This is a genomic window from Acinetobacter sp. MYb191 (assembly GCF_037572605.1).
Classification (GTDB): Bacteria; Pseudomonadota; Gammaproteobacteria; order Pseudomonadales; family Moraxellaceae; genus Acinetobacter; species Acinetobacter johnsonii.
In genome coordinates this window covers 54,880-77,747 of sequence record NZ_JBBGZP010000016.1, presented here as the reverse complement: position 1 = coordinate 77,747, position 22,868 = coordinate 54,880, and the positions used below count along the sequence as shown (strand labels likewise).

17 protein-coding genes and 1 pseudogene are annotated in these 22,868 nt (G+C 40.8%); 6 read left to right on the top strand and 12 right to left on the bottom strand.

The features are described 5' to 3' along the window. Positions 1-44 precede the first annotated feature (44 nt). From WH214_RS11650 to WH214_RS11640, 3 genes and pseudogenes are all read right to left on the bottom strand, one after another. A complete protein-coding gene (locus tag WH214_RS11650; protein ID WP_004693599.1) occupies positions 45-1,070 on the bottom strand; it encodes a substrate-binding domain-containing protein in 1,026 nt (341 codons plus the stop codon). 1,089 nt (positions 1,071-2,159) lie between these two features. Beyond that, positions 2,160-3,692: pseudogene (locus tag WH214_RS11645) on the bottom strand (pyridoxal phosphate-dependent decarboxylase family protein). Positions 3,693-3,694: 2 nt separating this feature from the next. Next, positions 3,695-5,068, bottom strand: a complete 1,374-nt coding sequence (locus tag WH214_RS11640; protein WP_004693606.1) for a diaminobutyrate--2-oxoglutarate transaminase — start codon at positions 5,066-5,068, stop codon at positions 3,695-3,697. Positions 5,069-5,540: 472 nt separating this feature from the next. Here WH214_RS11640 and WH214_RS11635 point away from each other — a divergent pair, with 472 nt between their 5' ends. From WH214_RS11635 to WH214_RS11625, 3 genes are all read left to right on the top strand, one after another. Next, the gene (locus WH214_RS11635; RefSeq protein WP_339420925.1) at positions 5,541-6,242 is read left to right on the top strand and encodes an SIMPL domain-containing protein; all 702 of its coding nucleotides are present in this window, start codon (positions 5,541-5,543) and stop codon (positions 6,240-6,242) included. A gap of 193 nt (positions 6,243-6,435) precedes the next feature. Continuing rightward, on the top strand, positions 6,436-8,631 hold the full coding sequence (locus WH214_RS11630; protein WP_339993400.1) for a TonB-dependent receptor family protein: 2,196 nt from the start codon (positions 6,436-6,438) through the stop codon (positions 8,629-8,631). 128 nt (positions 8,632-8,759) lie between these two features. Then, positions 8,760-9,356 carry a phosphatase PAP2 family protein gene (locus tag WH214_RS11625; RefSeq protein ID WP_004693616.1) on the top strand — a complete coding sequence of 199 codons (597 nt, stop codon included), beginning with the start codon at positions 8,760-8,762 and terminating at the stop codon, positions 9,354-9,356. Between the two features lie 58 nt (positions 9,357-9,414). Here WH214_RS11625 and proB read toward each other — a convergent pair whose 3' ends face one another. The 3 genes from proB to WH214_RS11610 all read right to left on the bottom strand — a co-directional run bounded on the left by proB (position 9,415) and on the right by WH214_RS11610 (position 12,573). Beyond that, complete coding sequence (gene proB, locus WH214_RS11620) at positions 9,415-10,548, bottom strand: glutamate 5-kinase (protein ID WP_339993398.1); 1,134 nt, start codon at positions 10,546-10,548, stop codon at positions 9,415-9,417. Between the two features lie 26 nt (positions 10,549-10,574). Then, positions 10,575-11,789 (bottom strand): Obg family GTPase CgtA, encoded by a 1,215-nt coding sequence (gene cgtA, locus WH214_RS11615; protein ID WP_004980365.1) that lies wholly within the window; start codon positions 11,787-11,789, stop codon positions 10,575-10,577. A gap of 403 nt (positions 11,790-12,192) precedes the next feature. Further along, positions 12,193-12,573, bottom strand: coding sequence for a winged helix-turn-helix transcriptional regulator (locus WH214_RS11610; RefSeq protein ID WP_004980366.1), 381 nt, complete (start codon positions 12,571-12,573; stop codon positions 12,193-12,195). Between the two features lie 112 nt (positions 12,574-12,685). Here WH214_RS11610 and WH214_RS11605 point away from each other — a divergent pair, with 112 nt between their 5' ends. After that, positions 12,686-13,537, top strand: a complete 852-nt coding sequence (locus tag WH214_RS11605) for an SDR family oxidoreductase (protein ID WP_339420930.1) — start codon at positions 12,686-12,688, stop codon at positions 13,535-13,537. A gap of 52 nt (positions 13,538-13,589) precedes the next feature. Here WH214_RS11605 and WH214_RS11600 read toward each other — a convergent pair whose 3' ends face one another. The 6 genes from WH214_RS11600 to uvrB all read right to left on the bottom strand — a co-directional run bounded on the left by WH214_RS11600 (position 13,590) and on the right by uvrB (position 20,861). Then, a complete protein-coding gene (locus WH214_RS11600; RefSeq protein ID WP_339420932.1) occupies positions 13,590-14,270 on the bottom strand; it encodes a hypothetical protein in 681 nt (226 codons plus the stop codon). A gap of 8 nt (positions 14,271-14,278) precedes the next feature. Beyond that, positions 14,279-14,995, bottom strand: coding sequence for an MFS transporter (locus tag WH214_RS11595; RefSeq protein WP_339420934.1), 717 nt, complete (start codon positions 14,993-14,995; stop codon positions 14,279-14,281). Positions 14,996-15,286: 291 nt separating this feature from the next. Then, complete coding sequence (locus WH214_RS11590) at positions 15,287-16,744, bottom strand: glyceraldehyde-3-phosphate dehydrogenase (protein ID WP_004980374.1); 1,458 nt, start codon at positions 16,742-16,744, stop codon at positions 15,287-15,289. A 323-nt stretch (positions 16,745-17,067) separates the two neighbouring features. Beyond that, positions 17,068-18,003: an EamA family transporter RarD gene (gene rarD / locus WH214_RS11585; RefSeq protein WP_339420937.1), complete on the bottom strand. Its 936-nt coding sequence runs from the start codon at positions 18,001-18,003 to the stop codon at positions 17,068-17,070. Between the two features lie 147 nt (positions 18,004-18,150). Beyond that, a complete protein-coding gene (locus WH214_RS11580; RefSeq protein ID WP_078389000.1) occupies positions 18,151-18,735 on the bottom strand; it encodes a lipocalin family protein in 585 nt (194 codons plus the stop codon). A gap of 104 nt (positions 18,736-18,839) precedes the next feature. After that, on the bottom strand, positions 18,840-20,861 hold the full coding sequence (uvrB, locus tag WH214_RS11575; RefSeq protein WP_087011130.1) for an excinuclease ABC subunit UvrB: 2,022 nt from the start codon (positions 20,859-20,861) through the stop codon (positions 18,840-18,842). A 175-nt stretch (positions 20,862-21,036) separates the two neighbouring features. Between uvrB and WH214_RS11570 the strand changes: the two genes are divergently transcribed. Together WH214_RS11570 and WH214_RS11565 are read left to right on the top strand one after the other, a co-directional pair. Further along, on the top strand, positions 21,037-21,828 hold the full coding sequence (locus WH214_RS11570; protein WP_339420940.1) for an A1S_2505 family phage non-structural protein: 792 nt from the start codon (positions 21,037-21,039) through the stop codon (positions 21,826-21,828). A 431-nt stretch (positions 21,829-22,259) separates the two neighbouring features. Further along, positions 22,260-22,679 (top strand): hypothetical protein, encoded by a 420-nt coding sequence (locus tag WH214_RS11565; protein WP_339420941.1) that lies wholly within the window; start codon positions 22,260-22,262, stop codon positions 22,677-22,679. The last annotated feature ends 189 nt before the right edge of the window (positions 22,680-22,868 follow it).

Below are 22,868 nucleotides of genomic sequence, written 5' to 3'. Positions count from 1 at the left end.
GTCAAAGGTAGGACTTGCCTACCGTTGACTGTTTCTACGCTTAATTACTTAACCGCTTTGCCTGCTTTGAAGTTCGCAAGAACTGCTGCACGCTCTTTGTCTGACATTGAGATCAAACCAGCACGCTCAAGCTTAGAACCTTTACCTGATACTTTCTTGCTGATGAAGTATTCAGTATATTCTTTTAAGCCTTTGATTGATTTCAAATGCTCGCCTTTTACGTAGAAGAATAATGGGCGAGAAACTGGGTATGAACCATTCAAAATTGTCTTTTCAGATGGTGCAACATTGTTCACTGTAGCTACGCGTAACTTGTCTCGGTTTTGGTCGTAGAAACCTAAACCAAACACACCTACTGCGCTAGGCGAGGTTTTTAAGCGCGCTAAAGTTTCAGTGTAGTCACCCGCAATCTCAATCACTTTGCCGTCTTTACGGAAAGTTGAACATGCTTTCTTTTGTGCATCTTTATCCATTGCTTTGATTGCTGCATAAGTTTCGCAGCCTGCATCAACCATTTTTTCTTGGAACACTTCACGTGTACCGTGGTTTGATGCTGGAATCACTAAAGTGATTGGTTCATTTGGAAGGCTTTTGTCAATTTGATTCCAACGTGTATATGGGTTTGCAACCATTTTACCGTTAGATGGTAACTGCGCTGCTAAAGCTGCATAGACGTGCTGTGGACGTAATTTGTATGCTGCTTTACTTGCATTTGAAGCGAACACAATACCGTCATAACCAATTTTGATTTCGATCACTTGGTTCACACCAGCTTTCTTACAAGCAGCTAATTCTGTATCTTTAATTTTACGAGATGCGTTCGCGATATCGATGGTGTTGTCACCTACACCATTACAGAACTGTTTTAAGCCACCTGAAGAACCGCCAGAACCAACAACTGGTGCTTTAAATTGTGGGAAAGTATTGCCAAACTCTTCAGCAACAATACTTGCATACGGTAAAACTGTTGAAGAACCCGCAATTTGAATTGTGTCACGAGCTGCGTTTGCCGTGGTTGCTACAGCTGCCCCAGAAACTACTACTGCAAGTGCGATATGGTTTAAGCGCATATTTGTTATCTCACATATTAAACATTTTGGAGTACGCCACTTTTTATTCAGTCTTGTACTTTTTTGGATAACTGCATTTTGATTTCAGAATATGACAAGCAAGTTACAGCATTGTGACACTTTCATGATGTTTATTTTTATTTGTCCATGATTCGTTACACTTTGTTCAATTTCACCCAGTTTAAACACGTAAAGAATTTTTCTTATTTTGATATAACACGAGTACGTAGTTCATTTTACACCAACTTTTTTTCAAACTTTTATAAGAAATAAAAACTTTTAAAATCAATGCATAAAATAAAAAAACTTCATCGGTTTTTTATTTCTTAAACATTTAATAGCCCTACTAATCTATAAAAATTTGCGTATACCCATATGCAGAATCCATATAAATTTTCGCCATTTGTCAGAATTTCATAACCCATAAATGACAAATGAGTGGTGTCATATTTAGAAAATTGAGCATCATTTAGGTCCTAATTTTTACCTTTTATCCCTTATTTATTACTGAAAAATAGCATGCTCATCTCAAATACGAGAGCCAATTTATGACTTTTAGACTCAGACACCTTTCTGATTTTTAGAAATATTTGTCCGAATAATGGGTATTTCTGACGAAACAGCTTTATCTTTTTTCTAAAAGATAGCTCTAAGAAGGAGATTTTGGACTTCTCCTCCCCTTACTGCCGCCTTAACCATTCATTTTTCGTAAGAAGCGTGACAAGTCATATGAGTGCGACATTTCCCATGACCACTAGCCAAACACATTTATTTCCCCCTAATTGCCATGATTATGACAAGGACTTGCCTGTCGTGCAGGTCATACCTTTAACTTGAAATTTCGTGAAGAAAATCATTTACCTGTTGAAAATCAAAAGCCCGAATATTTAGCTCTAGTCTTAAGCATTGAAGCACATTTTCCTGATAATCATAGTTCAAGCAGATATCGAAAACTACTTCATAGAAAAATAAAGCATCTCCAACATAATTAAAATTAGATGCTTAGCCAATAGATGTTATCCATTTTAATATTTCCAACACATAAAAAAAGGAGCTGATATCAGCTCCTTTTTTAACACAAACAATCGATTAAGCAATTGCAGGTGTATAGGTTCCATCTGCGATTGAACCTTTGATACGATCCGCTTCTGCAAGGACAAGACCAAGCAGGTTCTTCACGTTATCTAAAGTCGCAACTGGGCTTAAAGTCGTCATTTTCAAAGATTGATTTTGACCTACTTTAGTTACGCCAATATTCGCTTCACCACGTGCAAACAATTCGTCTGCAACGTTTTGGTTTAAGGTATCAAGCAATTCTACTGGATAGCCTTCTGGAACCACACGGAACAATACAGATGCAAATTGTGGATCAACCAACATCTCTAAACCGGCAGTTGCATTGATATAATCAGCAACGTCACGAGTTAAAGTAACGCCGTGGTCAATCATAGAACCATACAGTTCTTCACCAAGCGCTTCAACAGTCATCCAAAGCTTCAACGCATCGAAACGACGTGTTGTTTGAAGTGACTTAGACACGAGGTTAGGCACGCCATGCTCTTCGTCATAAGCAGAGTTTAAATACTCAGCTTCATAGTGCATGAAACGATAGTTCGCTTCGTCTTTTAACAAGAACGCACCACAAGAGATGGTTTGGAAGTAATGCTTATGGAAATCCAGCGTAATTGAGTCAGAAAGCTCAATACCATCCAACATATCGCGATGATTGTTCGATAAGATTAAAGCACCGCCCCACGCCGCATCGATGTGCATCCACGCGCCATATTTGTTGGTGATTTCACGAATTTGCTTCAGTGGATCAATCGCACCGGCATCGGTCGTACCTGCAGTTGCAACCACACATGCCACGATTTTACCTTCAGCTTGAAGGTGTGCCATGGTTTTTTCAAGTGCATCCACATCCATCTGTGCGTTCTCGTTCACAGGAACGGTTACGACTGATTGGAAGCCCATGCCCATCATCGCCATGTTCTTTTGCACAGAGAAGTGTGGATTTTAAGAACAAATGACTTTGACGTTACGCATCGCATCGCCTGGCACGCCATCACGCTGTACAGACCACGGATTACCGTTTTCGTCTTTCCAGTTTTTCGCGATACATGCATCACGTGCAAGCAATACACCCATCAAGTTTGACTGTGTACCACCAGAAGTGAACACACCAGCTTGACCTGCACCATAACCCACTTTTTGACGAAGCCAGTCAATCAACTGAACTTCCATCAATGAACCTGCAGGACTTTGGTCCCACGAATCCATCGATTGATTCGTTGCATTGATCAGCACTTCAGCAATTTGACTAGTCACCATAGTTGGGCAGTGCAAATGCGCGAGCGAGTGCGGGTGATGGACTTTTAAGCTTTTGTTTAAGAAAAGCTCAACCATACGTTCAAGTGACTTTTGTACACCCAAACCTTCTTTAGAAGGATTAAATGCAATCGCACTGCGGAGCTCTTTAATGCTACCGCCTGTGTACATTTTGTCGTTTTGCAACCATGCTGCAACTGCTTTAGTCGCTTGATCCATTGCTGACGAGTAGTCAGCAATAGATGCAGCATCATTGCAGAGTAACGCCTTACGGTGTTCTGCAAAATCAACCATGATTACGCGCCTCGAGTTGCAACAAGTGCTTCAGCAATTGCTTTCTTGAAGCGAGAAACCGCTTCAACACATTCATCATGAGTGATGATAAGTGGGCAAAGTAAACGAATGACTGTACCGTTACGGCCACCTTTTTCTAACAACAATTTGTTGTTAAAGCATGCCGCTTGAATCGCTGCTGCCAATTGACCATCTGCAGGTAAAGACCCCATATGATCTGCTGGTTTACGCTCATCAACAATTTCAACACCAATCATCAAACCACGGCCACGCACGTTACCGATACATGGGAACTCTTGAGCAAGCTTTTTAAACTCAGCTTGTAAGAAATCACCACGTTCTTGTGCATTTTGCGCAAGGTTTTGTTCTTTGATGGTTTTGATCGTTGCAAGACCAGTACCCATTGCCAATTGGTTACCACGGAAAGTACCCGTGTGACCTGCTGGCTGCCAAGCATCAAACTTACGTTTAATACCTAATACAGCAAGTGGTAAGCTACCACCAACGGCTTTAGACATCACCACTACGTCAGGTTCAATACCCGCATGTTCAAATGCGAACATTTTGCCTGAACGTGCAAAGCCTGCTTGAACTTCGTCAAGAATTAACACAATATTGTGTTTTTCAGTCACTTCGCGGATTTTTTTCAACCATTTGGTTGGCGCTGTGACCACACCGCCTTCACCTTGAATTGCTTCAAGAATAACAGCAGCTGGCTTGGTTACACCACTTTCAACATCTTCAATGAAGTTTTCAAAGAAATATGTCAAAGCATCCACACCCGCTTCGCCACCTAAACCAAGTGGGCAACGGTATTCATGCGGATACGGCATAAATTGAACGCCTGGCATTAAACCATTTACAGCATTTTTCGCAGACAGGTTACCTGTCATTGCAAGAGCGCCGTGCGTCATACCATGGTAACCACCAGAGAAACTAATCACTGTGCTACGACCGGTATACGTCTTCGCTAATTTAATTGCTGCTTCCGTGCCATCTGCACCAGATGGACCACAGAACTGTAGACAATACTCTTCCTTACCGCCTGGTAATTGTTCAAGTAATGCTTCAGTAAATGCATCTTTTAAAGGTGTCGTTAAATCCAAAGTATGTAAAGGAAGACCACTTGCAAGTGTGTCTTGAATACTTTGAATTACCGCAGGATGATTATGGCCCAAAGCCAATGTTCCTGCCCCAGCTAAACAATCGAGGTACTCTGTACCTTCAACATCAGTAACCCAGCAGCCTAATGCTTTGGCTATCGCTAACGGCAATTTCCGTGGATAGCTACGAACATTGGATTCCATCTGACTTTGGCGAGTCAAATAGTATTCGTTAGTAGTATTAGTGGCAGGGTTTACAGAAGAAACGCTCATATCGAATTACCATCTCTGATATGGGTTGAAAGAAATAAGTCGGGTGACTTTTGGTCCTTTGACTCGGCGCTTTATAAATCTAGTCAGATAGCGTTTGGATACTTCATAACTAGGAGGCGGATGATACAGAAATTTTCAATAAAATAAACAGCTTTTGGACATTATCTACCAGAAATTTACTAAAAAAATATATCATGCCAAACCATAGCTTAAATTATCCTCTTATAGTGTGACAACGTAAAGAAAAGCCGATGAATTTATTTATTTTTCAACTTCGCCACAAAATTTCAAAATACTCACCTTGGTCAAAAAATAAGTTTTTGAAATAAATAACTTTATCTAGTTTTTTCTGAAAAATATTTTGTACCTTTTTTTACAATCGAACCACAATATTTTCGCAAATTCACCACAAATTGGCTTTAAGCTTTTTACAAATGTTGCAAAACTCCTCCTAAATAAAAAAGGAATAAAAATGCGTCAATTCTTCATCCCAGCAATCGCTCTTAGTGCTTTATTTAGCTCAGCAGTTTTTGCTCAGTCTGAGAACCAATTGAACTACAATATTGTCAATGTTCAGGCTGAGGCAACACGCCAAGTATCTAATGATTTAATGAATGCAACGCTTTACATTGAACGTAGTAACAAACAACCTGCCGAACTCGCAACACAAGTTACGCAGCTGATGAATCAAGCAACAGCTTTAGCACGTAAATACCCAAGCGTAAAAGTCGAAACGGGTTCTCAATCCACCTACCCTATTTACAACGATGACAACCAAAAGTTAAAAGAATGGCGTGGTCGTGCTGAAATTAATTTAGAAAGTACCGATTTTAAAGCGGCGAGCCAGTTAATTGGTGAGCTACAGCAAAACTTCCAAACCCAGTCAATCGGCTTTAGTGTATCTGACACACAACGTAAGAAAGTGGAAAATGAGCTAATTATTGAAGCATCGAAAAACTTTCAACAGCGTGCGCAATCGTTAGCGCAAGCATGGAGTAAGTCAGGCTATAACTTGGTGAACTTAAACATTAATACCAGCAACTACTACCCTCGCCCAGTTATGATGCGTGCAGAAAGTGCAAAATTTGCAGCAGCTGATGCACCAATGCAAGATGTTGCAGGTGGTGAATCTAAAATCACTGTGAATGCAAATGGTACTGTTCAACTTAAATAACAGATTTCATTCAAATTCATCTAAAAAGCCATGTTAAACATGGCTTTTTTATTGTGTGCTCCATTAAGAATACTTTAATTCGCCTATTAATTTTAGCATTTTAATTGCAATAAGTGATAATGGTTATTATTTGATTTCAACAAGGTTCAGCATATGATAGCCGCGCTATTTATTATGGATTGCGCACAAAAGAATGATTTCATCACGTCTTCATCTGCAGGATCGCAGATTATTCAAAGCCAAACAACTCAGTATTGCGATTGGGCTTTCTATGAGCTGCTTGACCTATGCACAAGCAGAAGAACTCACTGAAGCAACGAGCAGCAATGTGCTTCCGACTATCAAACTTGAAGCACAAGGCAACTGGTTAGAAGATGCCAATGCAGAGAAAGTGCAAAAGCATGCAGGCGCTCGTACGATTATTAATCGCAATCGCTTAGATGAAGTTGCTGCGACTTCAATTAAAGATGCCCTGAAGCAAGTCCCAGGTGTTCAAGTTCAAGAAAATAATGGTACTGGTGGCAGTGATGTTTCACTCAATATTGGGGTGCGTGGTTTAGCCTCTCGTTTATCTCCTCGCTCTACAGTACTGCTTGATGGTGTCCCGCTATCATTTGCGCCTTATGGACAGCCTCAGCTTTCTCTAGCACCAGTATCATTAGGCAATATTGAATCTGTAGATGTGGTTCGTGGTGCAGGCTCTGTACGTTTTGGACCGCAGAACGTTGGCGGTATCATTAACTTTGCAACTCGCTCGATTCCTCAAGAGTTTGAAGGTAATGTCAGCCTAACGACCGAATATGCTTCGGGTACAGATCAAGTCAAATACAGCCCGAACTTATTTGTAGGCGGAACCTTAGATAACGGTTTAGGCCTTGCTTTACTGTATTCTGGCACAAAAGGTGATGGCTACCGTAAAGCCAATAATAAAACTGACATTGACGATGTCATGTTAAAAACGGCCTATCAAATTACAGATGCTGATGCGATTGCCTTAAACCTACATCACTATGAAGGTTATGGTGAAATGCCTGAAGGCTTAACTGCCGAAAAATATGCACAAAACCCTTATCAGTCAAATAAGTCACGTAATTATTTCTCTGGTCGCCGCTCAGATGTGTCATTCCGCTATATACATCAAGATGAAAAAAATAACTTTGAATTGCTGACCTATTATATTGACTCATTTCGCACAAGCGACTTAGAGACAGATGTTAGTGGGACCACTTCGCGTATGGATACCTCTCCACGCGACTATAAAGTTTTTGCCATTGAACCGCGCTGGTCTCGTGCATACCAATTAGGTAACTCAAATAGCGAATTTACTATCGGCTATCGTTATTTAGATGAAGATAGTTCTGAGTTCTCAGGTCGCTCATCGACATATGCATTGAATGCACCTGTGACCGAAATTAAAGCACGTACCACGAGTGAAGGTGGCACTAAAGCACATGCGATTTATGCAGATAACCGCTTCGATTTAGGTAACTGGGTCATCACACCGGGTCTACGTTTTGAATCAATTGAAACACATAACAATTTTACTGCCTATAACCAAGGCGTTGCAGTTAATACCGTTTCACCCAAAATTGATTCAGATGAGTTTTTACCCAGCCTATCGGTTATGTATAAAGCGACAGACAATTGGAACATTTTTGCCAATGCGGGCGTTTCATTCGGCCCACAGCAATACAACCAATTGGCACGTTTAGAAGGTGGGGTTGCGCAAAGCACAACTGATGGCTTGCATCCTGAAAAGTCCAATAACTATGAAATTGGGACGAAGTATTTAGGCAATGGTCTAAATGCAGAATTAACCGCGTTTTATTTAGACTTCAAAAAAGAGTTAATTTTAGAACGTGATGCCCAGAACAATGGCATTTGGACAGACTTAGGCGCAACCAGCCTCAAAGGTGTAGAACTTGGTCTGGCTTATGACTTTGCTTATTTGACCGATGCGCTTGAGGGCTTAAAACTCTATAGCAACTACACGTTCACCAAAGCTGTGGCTGAAGCAGGTGACTTTGAAGACAAAGACCTTCCTTTCTACTCACGCCATACAGCAAATGTTGGTTTAGGCTATAAAGTGAATCAATGGAGCGTCAATGCAGATATGTTTGCCCAATCTAAGCAGCATTCTCCAGGTTCGGGTGATACCTATCAAACTGACGAATCGGCTGATGGAAAATTAGGTGATATTCCAGGTTATTCCACTTTTGCCGTGCGTACAGCCTATGACTTTGGTGAGCAATTCCACGGTTTAAAAATCGCGGGTGGCGTTAAAAACGTGTTTGATAAACAATATTTCACACGTTCTACTGACTCAACAGGTGGAAAATATGTAGGGCAACCACGTACCTTCTACCTTCAAACGTCATTTGATTTCTAAACCAGAAAGCCAATTCGTTCAAGCACATTGAACTGTTAAAAAAGACTACATTTTTGTGGTCTTTTTTATTTTAACAATATGACAAAATTATGACTCTCTTTCGTACTTGATAAACACAATCCACTTTCATGACTCTTTCAGAACTTAATTTATCGCTTTTTTCATGGATTAATGCTTCTCCTGAAGCCAGTAATACCAGCATTCATTTTGCCATATTCATCGCCAATGACCTGCTCTATTGCATGATTTTACTGTTTGCTTGGTTTTGGCTACGTGGTAACTACGACACTAAAAAACAGATATTGAAGGCGTTTATTTTTACCAGCATTGCCATTTTGATCAGCCAATGTATTTCTCATGTGTATTATCACCCGCGGCCTTTTGTCATGGAGGTCGGACGCACTCTCATTTACCATGCACCCAATGGCTCTTTCCCAAGTGACCATATGTTGATTTTTAGCAGTATCGCCTTTTCTTATCTATTCTCTGCGCAGCGTAAACTGGGAATTTTTCTCTTGATTATGGCTTGGCTGGTTGCATGGTCACGTGTCTATCTTGGTGTGCACTTCCCTTTAGATATGCTCGGGGCTTTTCTATTGGCTTTTGCCTTAAACTTCTTTGGATTAAAGCTTTGGAATCTCTATAAAGATAAAATCATGCAATGGGCACTCACCCTTCACTTTTACTTATTTAAGCCCCTCATTCAAAAAGGCTATATCAAATAACTTTTGCTTCAAAACAAAAAATCCCGCTCGAAAGCGGGATTTTTTTAATGCATTTAAATCAGTAGATCGCCATATGATTGCGATGAATCATCTCAAGTGAACGTGCTTCACCTAGAACTTGGTGAACTTTATCTGACGCCAAGCCCTTTACCAGCTCCGCAGAACGCGAACTAAAGTTGACACGTCCGACCGCAACACGGCCACCTTGGATATCAACACATTCAACCACGTCACCGCGTTCAAAATGCCCTTCCACAGCTTTCACACCAACAGGAAGCAAACTACGATGATTGTCTTTAATCGCTTTGACAGCACCATCATCCAACACCAAACGCCCCGCAGTTTGTAAGTGAGCCGCCAACCACTGCTGATGAGCGGTAATGCGGTCATTGTCAGTAATAAACAATGTCCCAAGCATTTCACCATCCATCAAACGTGCAAGCACATTGTCACTTTCACCACTGGCAATCAGCGTTGGACAGCCAGACTTTGCAGCTAAACGTGCAGCACGGACTTTGGTCAACATACCACCACGCCCAAACTTACCGCCACCGCCAGCCATATCAAACAAACTCTCATCTAAAGCACGCACAGTATGGAACATTTTAGCGTTTGGATTTGAACGTGGGTCTGAGTCGAACATCCCCTGCTGGTCGGTCAAAATAATTAACAAATCAGCATGGACTTGTCCTGCAACCATCGCAGCCAACGTGTCATTGTCACCAAAGCGAATTTCATCGGTCGAAACCGTGTCATTCTCGTTGATTACAGGAATCACATACCATTCAATCAAGTTCTGTAAAGCATCACATGAGTTCAAAAAACGACGGCGGTCTGCCAAGTCATCATGGGTTAATAACACTTGCGCAGTCTGAATGTGATGTTTTTCAAGCACACTTGACCATGTATGAATAAGGCCCATCTGACCAATGGCAGCACACGCCTGAAGACTGGGTAGATCGGTGGGTCGGCTGTCTAGCTTCATACGAACCATACCTTCAGCCACAGCTCCTGACGACACAAGAATAATCTCATGTCCTGCATTGTGTAGATCTGCAATTTGTTTCGCCCAATGCGAAATTGCATCTATATCTAAACCTTGCCCATTTGCTGTGAGTAAAGATGATCCGATTTTAACAACGATTCGTTTACAAGCTTCGAGCTTACGTTGCCCATCTACCACTTCTATCATCTTGTCCTCAGTTACTCATTACGAGCTTAACGTACGTAAAACACTTCCATTTCGCCGTCATCTTCATCATCGTCTTCATCATCATCAGCCAACAGGCCTGCAAGACGTTGTTGGCGACGCATTTCACGATATGCTTCTTTAGCGGCAATAGTTTGTTCGCGTGTTTCAGCTTCAAGCTGCTCACGGAATGCTTTCACTTCTGCTGCATAATCAGGATCTTCAAGCTCACGTTCACGTTGTTGCTCAATTTGATCCATCAGGTAATACACAACTGGTTTTGTCCCTTCAGACATCAAACCTGAAGTTTTAAATACAGGGCCATCCCACTGCATTTCATCTAAAATATGCTGACACCATTCATCACGCGTATCGTCTGCAAGTTGGTCAACTTTGTTTAACACTAGAACGATAGGTAACTTTGAAAGTGTCGGAGAGAATTTCTCTAATTCACCCAAGATCGCTTTTGCATTGTATGCAGGATCAGAACCATCAATCGGCTGAACATCCACAATGTGAAGTAAAATACGCGTACGCGCCAAGTGCTTTAAGAAACGAATACCAAGACCCGCACCTTCAGAAGCCCCTTCGATCAAGCCAGGAATATCCGCCATTACAAATGAACGGTGACTGTCTGCATCAACCACACCAAGGTTTGGAACCATCGTAGTAAACGGATAGTCTGCAACCTTAGGTTTTGCTGCTGATACGGCACGAATAAACGTCGATTTACCTGCGTTTGGCATACCCAGTAAGCCAACATCGGCCAGTACTTTTAGCTCTAAGCGAATTTCACGGAATTCGCCTTTAAAACCGTGGGTACACTTACGTGGCGAACGGTTCGTCGATGATTTGAAGTGAGTATTACCCAAACCGCCATCACCACCCGCTGCGACAAGCACACGCTGACCACTTTCAACCAAGTCGCCAATAATGTCACCCGAGTCAGTATCAACAATGGTTGTACCTACAGGAACCTTTAATACAGTGTCTTCACCACCACGGCCTGCGCAGTTTGCACCACGACCATTTTTAGCTCGCTCCGCACGAAAGCGGCGCGTATAACGGAAGTCTACAAGGGTACTGGTATTATCATCAGCTTCGATAAATACGCTACCACCACGACCACCATCACCACCGTCTGGACCACCAAAAGGTACGAATTTTTCACGGCGAAAACTGGCTACGCCATTGCCACCGTCGCCAGCCTCTACGGTAATGACTGCTTCATCAACAAAGCGCATGCTGCCAATCCTCTAAATACTTTAAAACCGCATATTCTGCCATATTTTACAAAATTTCTCGAATAGAATTATTCAGCGAAACATGAAATTTAGTCACAAAAATACCAAAATCTAACTTTTCGACACTTTTCACCTGATTTTATTCATTTTTTAATTTAAATGTGCTGACCATTTAGTCGTTAGATCACTCTTCGACTCATTTTATTCAATCCTCCTCAACTTTTACTTTCAAAAAGGATTTTCACATCAAAATAGCGCACTAAAAGAATAGCTTGTTTGATAACAAGACTTTTTCACAGGCTGAAATTCTAATCAGCTCTAAACCACTTCCGCACGCCTGAGGAGTTCACTCTTAAAATGCAATTAAGGATTCTCACAACCAATCCACAATACTTGTCATCTTTTATTTTAAAGCTGCTACTCGCTCCTTGCTTTCTAGAATTTCAGGCAAACTTTTTTCAATCCAACCAATCAAATACATGGTTTTCTCAGCGGCTTGAGAACCCAAGATCGTCAATTGGTACTCTACTTTGGGCGGCACCACAGGATAGACCGTCCGTAGAATAAAGCCATCATGCTCAAGCGTTTTGAGCGTCTGAGAAAGCATTTTCTCACTCACTCCTTCTATACGCTGCTTGAGTTCACTAAAACGATGTACGCCATCACTTAAACAGCGCAACACCAATACCGACCATTTACTCGTAAGATGCTCCAAAATTTCACGAGACGGACACTCCGTGGATAAAACTTGACCTAACAATTTGCTTGTCGCATAGGTGTGCATCATTTCTCTCCATTTGGTTTATTACTTACTTTTTGGTACGTACTTACATTTAGTAAGTTAACAGATTAAGATACAACCATCAAGTATAGAAAACAACCAACATAGGTGAATTATGAAAATTGCAATCACAGGCGCAACAGGACAACTCGGCAACCTCGTTATAGAGCAACTTTTGCAGTTAACTGCTGCCCAGAATATTGTTGCGCTGGTTCGTAATGTAAATAAAGCTGAACATTTCAAAGCGCAAGGTATTGAGCTGCGTGAGTTTGATTATGACCGCCCTGAAACATTAGTTCCTGCTCTATTAGGAATAGATAAGTTATTACTCATTTCAGCCAATGAAATTGGTCGCCGTACACCTCAACACCAAGCAGTGATTGATGCTGCGAAAGTGGCTAGCGTACCTTATCTTGCTTATACCAGCTTACTTCGTGCAGATACGTCCCCACTCGGCTTAGCCCAAGAACACCGTGAAACCGAAAAACTAATTCAAGACAGTGGAATCACTTATACCTTCTTAAGAAATAACTGGTATAGCGAAAACTACCTTGCACGTGTTGCTCATACCATTGAAATTGGGACGCTTTTTGGCGCAGCTCAAGACGGTCGAATTAGCTCAGCATCGCGTATAGATTATGCTGAAGCTGCAGCCAAAGTCTTAACCTCAACAAATCATGAGAATAAAACCTATGAATTGGCAGGTTCTGAAAGTTTTAGCCTCTCAAACCTTGCAACTTTGATTGGCCAAGCAGCAAGTAAAGACATTATTTATCAGAACCTAAGTGCGGAAGAATACACTCAAGGCTTAACTCAAGCAGGCTTACTTGCTGGCTTAGTTGATGTAATCGTTGATGCAGACATCCAAAGTATTCAAGGTGCAATGTATAGTGACAGTAAAGACCTAGAACAATTGATTGGACATAAGACCACCAGTATTCAAGATGCGATTAAAGCCGCACTTTAAGCCAATAATTTAATCTTCACATTCAAACACCACCAATGGTTAGTGGTGTTTTTTATGGATGAATATTCTTCACCGGTAGTGTCATATTCATTTCCAAATTTGCGGTCGTGCTTCGCTCTATGTTGTGCATGGTGGCATTGAAGCTTGCTATTTTGCGCATAGTCATTGGGTCATTCAAATTTAACTGTGGTGCAAACTGATGTAACACATGCAGACGCAATTGCTCATCAAACTCAAAATAAACCAAGCCATTAAACATAATTTTGATCGGGACCTGATAATCTTGCTTTAAATGAAATGGCACAGCCAGTTTAATCGGAATATTTAAAGTGAGTGGAAATTTAGGCAACAGTTTATTTTGATAAATTAAATCCGTATTGGTCTCCAACGGCATGTTCTCATCAATGAGTACCTCGGTTTGATAATCAACAGATACTGAAACGGGTACTTCTACTTCAAACTCTAAATTTGCCAAATATTTCCCAGTCAAAGGCAGATTGATTTTTTGATCGATTTTCAGTTGCGTATCTAAAGTCCCAACGGATTGGGTTTCTAAATAATTACCCACTTGGATTTTTGTCGGTAAGGAGTCTGATAGTTGAATTTGGGCTTCACACGCAGACACTTGCATACTGGCTTGAATATTCAGGTACAACCAAAACAGCGCACCCACTAAAATTACAACACACACAAAACTCAATACAAGCCGCTTCGCAGACTGGAATATCCACATACTCCCTCCTATCGCTTCACGTGTTCTTGAGGTTGAGGTTTTTCACGCAGTAATTGCAAGCTATTGAGTGGAATTTTCAACTCACCCTGCTTGATTTCAATTGGTAATGTATTTTGCACATCCACCGAAGCTTTCAATGCCGTTTTAATTGGAACGTTTAAATGTCCCTGTATTGGAATATTAGTTTTAACCACTGTATTGACTGGAATATGCAGGTTTTCTTTCAGTACGGTTTTTACAGGCGCATCAAATTTGAGGTGTACTTGCTGTTCAAGTGGCACATCGATATGAATCGGCACATCCAACTGAATGGGAATATTTCCTTTTAAAGGCAAAGTCACATCTCGCCCCATGACTTTCACTTGTACCTTAGTATCCACAGACATGCTCTGATTAATTTTCAAGGTTTCACGCACTGGAATGGTAGTTTTAATCGGAACCTGATTATCAAAATACACCCGTGGAGTCAGAGTTTGGGTCAGGGGAATATTCAGGTTTTCACGAATCGGAATTTCTGCATTGACACGCCCTGTCACATCCACATCTAAGGCATCATGAATTTTAACCTCAGCTTGTAAAGGCTCTTGCAGATCAATACTGACTTTTTGGTTTTCTAAGGGAATATAAATATTAAAGTGTTTAAACATCCAAATAGCGATAAGCGCACCGCATACAGATGCCAACACAATGAATGCCAATCCACTTAGCACATGCTTCACTTGCAAATTCAAATTCCTTTTGTTTTATTTTCTTTTATCTGACAAATATCATCCTTTTTGTCAGCTTAGAAAGTCTAAGGGGACGGTATACCAACCAGACTCTTTAATTTTTATCGTCCTATTTTACACAGTACATTTTGATTATTCTAAGTAAATTAGTAGGGGTTAAACATTGGCAACTCTTACCACTCAAGCGAATACTTATGTCACCCCCAATGCACCTGATCAGCCTCACCCCACAACAACAGCGCAAAAAAAAGAGCCTCAATTGAGGCTCTTTTTAGTCGCTATTACAAATTATGCATTTGTTTCAGCTGGAATTTTTGGATAGCTTACGCCGCCCATTTGCTCTGCAATACGTAAAACTTGGCAGCTATAACCAACTTCGTTATCGTACCAAACATATGCAGTTAAACGGTTGCCCGAAGTGATTGTTGCTTGCGCATCAAATACACCTGCTGTACGCGAACCGATAAAATCAGATGATACAACTTCAGTCGAGTTGGTATAACCAATTTGACCTTGAAGGCTAGAGCTGATTGAGATTTTACGAATGTATTCGTTCACTTCATCACGATCAACTTCTTTATCTAAAGTTAAGTTCAAAATCGCAAGTGAAACGTTTGGTGTTGGAACACGTACAGAGTTACCTGTCAGTTTACCTTGAAGTGCTGGAAGTGCTTTCGCAACTGCTTTAGCCGCACCTGTTTCAGTAATTACCATGTTCAACGTTGCAGCACGACCACGACGGTCTGCTTTATGGTAGTTGTCGATTAAGTTTTGGTCGTTTGTGAACGAGTGAACTGTTTCAACGTGACCATTCAACACTGTGTATTTGTCATGCAATACTTTAAGTGTTGGTGTAATTGCGTTGGTTGTACAGCTTGCAGCAGAGATAATGGTATCTTCATCAAGAATGTCAGCTTGGTTTACACCAAATACAACGTTCTTCATGTCGCCTTTACCAGGTGCAGTCAAGATCACACGTGCAGCGCCTGGGCACTTAAGGTGTTGAGCAAGACCTTCAGCATCACGCCATTTACCCGTGTTGTCGATCACTAACGCATTGCTAATACCATAATCGGTATAATCAACTTCAGTTGGGTTCGACGCATAAATCACTTTGATGAATTGGCCGTTGGCAATGATTGCTTCGTTTTCTTCATCAACAGAAATCGTACCAGAGAATGGACCATGGATTGAGTCACGGCGTAATAAAGATGCACGTTTTTCCAAATCACCATCAGATGATTTACGAACCACAATCGCTTTTAGGTTCAAGCCACGGCCAAGACCAGACTGACCAATCATTAAACGTGCAAGAATACGACCGATACGACCAAAACCGTAAAGAACAACGTCACGACCTTCTACTGAAGTCGCACGACCTTCTACAGATTTAACAGCTGCTGCAACAAATGCGTCAACATCGCCACCTTGCTCTTTAAACGCAACGGCTAATTTGCCTAGATCAATTTCAGCAGTACCGATATTTTCAATTTTAGCCAACGCTTCAAGAATTGGGAACGTGTGTACAACTGAAAGCTCAACGTCCATCATACGAGTGAAACGGTGCGCTTTTAAAATTTGGATAACTGAACGGTTAACTAAAGAACGTCCAAACACTGAAACCACAATATTTTTTTCACGGTAAAGCTGACCGATCAAAGCGATCATTTGTTCCGCGATTTCTTCACGGTTTTTCCAGCGACCTTGGTGTTCTGCGTGTAGGGCGATGATAGTCTCTTTGCTCACAGATACGTCCTCTAATTAATTTAATCTAAGCGTAAATTTTAAAACCCAACAATTGTAAAGGATTTAGCGCCAAGTTTGAATCGAAAGCTGTAAATGCATGATGTTTTTTGTCGTATATCCATTATTAATTTAAGAAATGATTGCATTTAGTCTTATGATTTTGCAGTATAAAAATTAAAAAAATATTTTTTTAGATAAAAAATAAACAGTTACACAAATGATGTTTTATCAAACAGTCAACTATTCTAAAAGGGCAAGAAACAAATCAGAAACTTGCTTATCGCCCAAATTCCAGCGCAATGACAGCTCCGAATATCATCAAATTAGTCTGAATGTTGCTGTTTTTCAAAATTCTTAATATTTCGTTCGAGCTGTTTTTTATTTTGTTGCTGCTTATATAAATGCAACACACCTTCAATAATAAGCAATAAGACTGCGAACCAAATTGGAATATAAGTAAACCACTCACCTGCCTCTATACGCTCCCCCATGGCAACTGATGCTCCTGCTAATAAAACAGGCTCCAAATAACTCAGCAAACCAAAGATCACAAAAGGTAAATAACGACTCGCAAGTATATAACTTCCAAGTCCCATCGCACTTAAGAAACCCAGTCCGATGACCGCCAAAATCAGGTGTGGAAACTGTTTTATCAAAGCCAAACTATCGCTATGCACAAAGCCCAAATAGAACGCGACAGGTAAAATTAAAAACAGATCCCACCAGAAGCCACCCAAATGATCCGTTTTACAAACACGGCGCAGGAAGAAATACAAAGGATAAGCCAAAGCGATATAGACTGTTTCCCATGCCATGCTACCAATACGCCAAATTTCATGTCCTACCCCAAGCACAGCAAAGGCTACCGCGGCCATTTGCCAGCGGGATAGTTTTTCCTTGTAAAGGATGCAACCAACCAACACCATGACCAAAGGCAGTAAAAAATAGCCGAGCGACACTTGTAGACCGCGACCATTCATGGGTCCCCATAAAAATAGCCACAACTGCGTGGTACATAAAACCGAACTAAACAATAACCAAGCAATCATCCAAGGTTGTTTAAAGATACGCTTAAACAACTCCGAAATGAGTTTTAAATCACCACTCCACCACATGAATGCGGTTAAAAAGGGTAAGGTCGAGAGCATACGCCAAGCAAAAGTTTGCTCACTATCTAAGGGCTTTAAAAAAAAGGTATAAAAATACAAAACCCCAAAAGTGACGGATGCTAAAACCGATAGTGCAACACCTTTATACATCCTTCACTCCACATTGATTTACACGATTTTAATAGACGCCGATTATAAAGCGTTCGACTGTATAAAGCTTTATTATTCAAGTTTTAAAATACGTATATGAAACTAAAAAAGCCATGCTTCAGCATGGCTTTCAAGACTTAATAAATTTTACTTTTGCAATTGTTTGGTATGAATCAGATCATTCAAGTCATAACCCACTGACTTTGCATATTCTAAGTATTCATTAATGACTTTTTGGTCTGGTTGAGGCGAGCGAGAAAGTACCCACATATATTTACGGCGTGGCTCACCCACTAAAACCGTTTCATAGTCATCATCAATTTTTAAAATCCAATAATCCCCGCGTGCCACAGGTAACCAACGCACCGCCTCAGGTAAAAAACTCACTTTCAACTTACTATTAAAAGGTGGGTTTTGTACAAATGCTTCACCTATAGACTGCATCAGCTTACCATCTTGAGCATAACAGCGGTTATCTACTGTCACATTGCCATTTTCATTCAGGGTATAAGTAGCCGAGACATTACTTCCGCATTTATTTTGGAAGTACATGGGCTTACGTGCAATTTCGTACCAAACACCCAAATAACGGTCTAATTCAACCTTATCCACCACAGCTAAGGGTTTGCTCTGGGCGTAAGCCATGGTTGCCATGCCTAACCCGACTAAAACAGCACCACCTACAGCAATTTTGGCAAGCGTAAAACCCGCCTTTGGAAGATTTGCAGACATAAACTGTACCTTTTAATATTTCAGAATTTATGATCTAAAAATAAACATCTCTTTAAAAAATAATGCTTTCTGCCCAAATTACTGTAGCGTTATGTAAATGCAACTTAGGTTAGAAGTTGTGCTTTTAAGCGCAAAATTTCATCTCGCAGACGCGCAGCTTGCTCAAATTGTAACTCTTTAGAAGCTTTTAACATTTCTTTTTCCAACTTGCTTAAATGCTTGGCAAGAAGTTTCGGATCGGACAGCAAGTGCTGCTCATCTGCACTGAGCGTTTGGTGTTGATCTGTGATACCACTTTCAACTTGATCATCTGTCAGCACTTCGCCTGTATCAATATCCTTTTTATTTTGTCTGATAGTGCTACGCGGAATAATGCCATGCAGCTCATTAAAGGCCATTTGTTTTTCACGACGACGGGCTGTTTCATCGATGGCTTTTTGCATCGAATCGGTAATCCGATCACCATATAAAATCGCTTTGCCTTTTACATTACGTGCTGCACGACCAATGGTTTGAATCAAAGAGCGCTCAGAACGCAAGAAACCCTCTTTGTCCGCATCTAAAATAGCCACTAAAGACACTTCAGGCATGTCCAAGCCTTCACGTAGTAAGTTGATCCCGACGAGAACATCGTAGACACCTGAACGTAAGTCATGAATAATTTTCACTCGTTCAACGGTATCAATATCTGAGTGTAGATAGGCAACTTTGACGCCATACTCTTTTAAATACGAGCTTAAATCTTCTGCCATACGTTTGGTTAAGGTGGTAACCAAGACACGCTCGTCTAAATCTTTACGGATATTGATCTCAGACAAGACATCATCAACTTGAGTCAATACCGGACGTACTTCAATTTCGGGGTCAATCAACCCTGTAGGACGAACCACCTGCTCAGCTATTTGCTCGGCTTTTTCAAGCTCGTATTTGGCTGGTGTAGCACTGACATAAATCGTTGCTGGCGTAATCCGTTCCCATTCTTCAAACTGCATTGGGCGGTTATCTAAAGCACTAGGAAGACGGAAACCATAATTCACCAAGTTTTCTTTACGCGAACGGTCACCTTTATACATCGCGCCAATTTGCGGCACAGTGACGTGTGACTCATCAATAATCAGTAAGGCATCGTCAGGAACATAATCAAATAAGGTTGGCGGCGCTTCGCCCGCGGGACGACCGGATAAATGACGTGAATAGTTTTCAATACCGTTGGTATAGCCCAACTGCTGCATCATTTCTAAATCATAACGGGTACGTTGCTCAATTCGCTGTGCTTCAAGCAATTTGTCATGTGCACGAAAGAAACCTAAACGCTCTTTTAACTCTTCACGAATCGTGCCGATGGCGCGCTCTAGATTATCTTTAGGTGTTACATAGTGACTTTTTGGGTAAATGGTTACACGCGGAACTTTACGTACCAGTTTGCCTGTCAGTGGATCAAACCAACGAATCGAATCGACTTCATCATCAAACAACTCAATTCGAATCGCATGCTGGTCTGACTCCGCAGGGAAAATATCGATAATTTCACCGCGGATACGATAGGTACCGCGTAAAAACTCAAGCTCATTACGGCTATATTGCATTTCCACCAAACGACGAATGATGTCATCACGTGCAATACGATCGCCCTGTACAATATGCAGCAACATGCTCATATAGGCATTGGGATCACCCAAACCATAAATAGCAGAAACTGAAGCAACAATAATTGCATCGCGACGTTCTAAGAGAGATCGTGTTGCAGATAAACGCATTTGGTCAATGTGGTCATTGATCGCTGAATCTTTTTCAATGAATGTGTCTGAAGATGGCACATAGGCTTCAGGTTGGTAATAATCATAATAGCTAACAAAATATTCGACGGCATTGTTCGGAAAGAAAGATTTGAACTCACCATAAAGCTGTGCAGCTAAGGTTTTATTATGTGCCATGACAATGGTCGGACGTTGCGTCCGTGCAATCACGTTGGCCATGGTATAGGTTTTACCAGAACCCGTAACCCCAAGTAACAACTGGTCGTGATAGCCCTTTTCTATTCCAGCAACAAGCTTTTCGATGGCTTGCGGCTGATCACCTGCGGGTTGGTAATTGGTGACTAAATCAAAAGGTTGTTTCTCACTCACAGACATATCCCAAGATTTGCTTCTTCAACCGCCTATTTTAACAGATTCAATCCCGAGCAATTCTTGCTTTTAGATTTTTAATGTAATTTACTGAAAATATTACAAAGATTTTTCACTTGACCCCCCCGTATTTCAAGGGCAACATGAAGTTAAGAAGAGCGAAAAATCAGAGCCTATGACATACCAATATCATGACGAAAGCATCGTCAAAAACCTAGATGGACATACCGTATTTGTGTTTGGTAGTAACATGGCAGGTCAACATGCGGATGGTGCTGCCCGAACTGCACTTGAACACTTTGGCGCAATAAAAGGCGTCGGACGTGGTTGGTCAGGGCAAAGTTATGCCATTCCCACTATGAACGAACACTTACAACAAATGCCGCTCTCGCAAATTCAACACTATATTGATGACTTTAAAATCTATACCAAAAATCATCCTAAAATGACTTACTTTCTAACCTCTATAGGCTGCGGTATTGCGGGATATAAAGTTGAAGAAATTGCTCCGATGTTTAAAGGCATTTCTCATAATGTTATTTTCCCTGCATCATTTCGCCCATTTGTGGAAAGAACACTGCCACGTCTAAGTAAAAAGTTTTTGCATACCATTTTTAACGATGCTGTGATTTTCAGCACTCAAAATGATGACATGCTGATTCAACATTTGGCCTTAACCGATAATGAAAAAAGCTTAGCCAAAATTATCCTCAACACACGCATGTATCCAACTGACAGTAATGGTCGCGATCGTGTGTTTGAAATTGAAGATATTTTACATGCGCTGTCTGGGAAAATATTTGATTTTGAGACCAACGCTGAGGGGCGCATGCTTTTTGGTGGTGCCATTCTAGCGCTGTTGGAGCTTTATAATATCAATGAACAAGACTTCATTGAGGTTTGGCAAGGCACACGAGAAATTTCACCACCGAAGCCCGAACATCGTGCGCGAAAAGCCTTACGTTAAGCCCCAATCTTTTCAAAAAGCCAATCCATCAGATTGGCTTTTTACTTAAAAATAATACAGTTATTGAAATCTCCCCAATCGCCAACTACTACAAAAAAAATGTGGCGGTACTGTTTCCGCTTTTCTCTTTTTGATCTTTAAAAGTTCACTTACACTCTGAATCATAATCATACTTTTCAAAATTTAAAAAAATCATGAGAACAAATAGACAGCTTGAAGCCTTAAAATCCAGAAGAAACAAGCATGCCGTTTTTAGTATGGTGGTTGCCGTTGTCATGCTTATTGCATTTTATCAACTGCCTCAGTTTCAAGATTTTAATTTTATAAATCTATCCCCTGTATATTTTATCTTTGTTATTTGCTTATCCTTCCTCAAAAAGACAAAGAACGAACAACCAAAAAAGAACAACCTCCTCTTAAATATTTTATTCATGACGGCACCCTTCTTCATCATTAATGTTTTTGCACTTTCCAGTCTCAGCAAATTTACTGACTATTCGGCTGTACGTATTGCAAAACATATACCTAACCCACAACACATCGAGGGCCAAATTCGGTTAAATAGCTACACTGTAGGCTCTGGGCGAAATAAATCACATTATGAAGATGTTGTATTAAATGAACCTTCTCAGCAGCAACCACTAAGACTGGTCTGTAATTTCATGGATCGCTTTAAAAGCTGCCCGCTCTTAGAAGACTTTCAACAACAAAAAGTCAGTATCCGTTATTACACAGACAGCCGTCAGTTTATCTACCCAGAAGTTTTAGTGTTATCGGTCACAACAGACAACACAACCATCAGTAGCCAAGACTTCATGCAGATCTACAACGACAACGCAGCAGTTTTTTGATTTATTTATTCTTCATGGTATTGATTCCAAACCTGTTGGTGATCAATTTATTTTGGCGTGACCATCAATATCAACAATTTCAAACTTTTCGCTATCGACCTCAAAGCATTTAGCGCTTATCACTATCAGCATACACACTCTTTTCAGTTCCAAAACCATTTGAGCTTATGCACTTTCTATGCGCAATAA

What these genes read in the sequence shown, in the direction of transcription:
- WH214_RS11650 (WP_004693599.1), bottom strand. Translation starts at nt 1,070, where the DNA reads ATGCGCTTAAACCATATCGCACTTGCAGTAGTAGTTTCTGGGGCAGCT.
- WH214_RS11640 (WP_004693606.1), bottom strand. Translation starts at nt 5,068, where the DNA reads ATGAGCGTTTCTTCTGTAAACCCTGCCACTAATACTACTAACGAATAC.
- WH214_RS11635 (WP_339420925.1), top strand. Translation starts at nt 5,541, where the DNA reads ATGCGTCAATTCTTCATCCCAGCAATCGCTCTTAGTGCTTTATTTAGC.
- WH214_RS11630 (WP_339993400.1), top strand. Translation starts at nt 6,436, where the DNA reads ATGATTTCATCACGTCTTCATCTGCAGGATCGCAGATTATTCAAAGCC.
- WH214_RS11625 (WP_004693616.1), top strand. Translation starts at nt 8,760, where the DNA reads ATGACTCTTTCAGAACTTAATTTATCGCTTTTTTCATGGATTAATGCT.
- proB (WP_339993398.1), bottom strand. Translation starts at nt 10,548, where the DNA reads ATGATAGAAGTGGTAGATGGGCAACGTAAGCTCGAAGCTTGTAAACGA.
- cgtA (WP_004980365.1), bottom strand. Translation starts at nt 11,789, where the DNA reads ATGCGCTTTGTTGATGAAGCAGTCATTACCGTAGAGGCTGGCGACGGT.
- WH214_RS11610 (WP_004980366.1), bottom strand. Translation starts at nt 12,573, where the DNA reads ATGCACACCTATGCGACAAGCAAATTGTTAGGTCAAGTTTTATCCACG.
- WH214_RS11605 (WP_339420930.1), top strand. Translation starts at nt 12,686, where the DNA reads ATGAAAATTGCAATCACAGGCGCAACAGGACAACTCGGCAACCTCGTT.
- WH214_RS11600 (WP_339420932.1), bottom strand. Translation starts at nt 14,270, where the DNA reads ATGTGGATATTCCAGTCTGCGAAGCGGCTTGTATTGAGTTTTGTGTGT.
- rarD (WP_339420937.1), bottom strand. Translation starts at nt 18,003, where the DNA reads ATGTATAAAGGTGTTGCACTATCGGTTTTAGCATCCGTCACTTTTGGG.
- WH214_RS11580 (WP_078389000.1), bottom strand. Translation starts at nt 18,735, where the DNA reads ATGTCTGCAAATCTTCCAAAGGCGGGTTTTACGCTTGCCAAAATTGCT.
- WH214_RS11570 (WP_339420940.1), top strand. Translation starts at nt 21,037, where the DNA reads ATGACATACCAATATCATGACGAAAGCATCGTCAAAAACCTAGATGGA.
- WH214_RS11565 (WP_339420941.1), top strand. Translation starts at nt 22,260, where the DNA reads ATGACGGCACCCTTCTTCATCATTAATGTTTTTGCACTTTCCAGTCTC.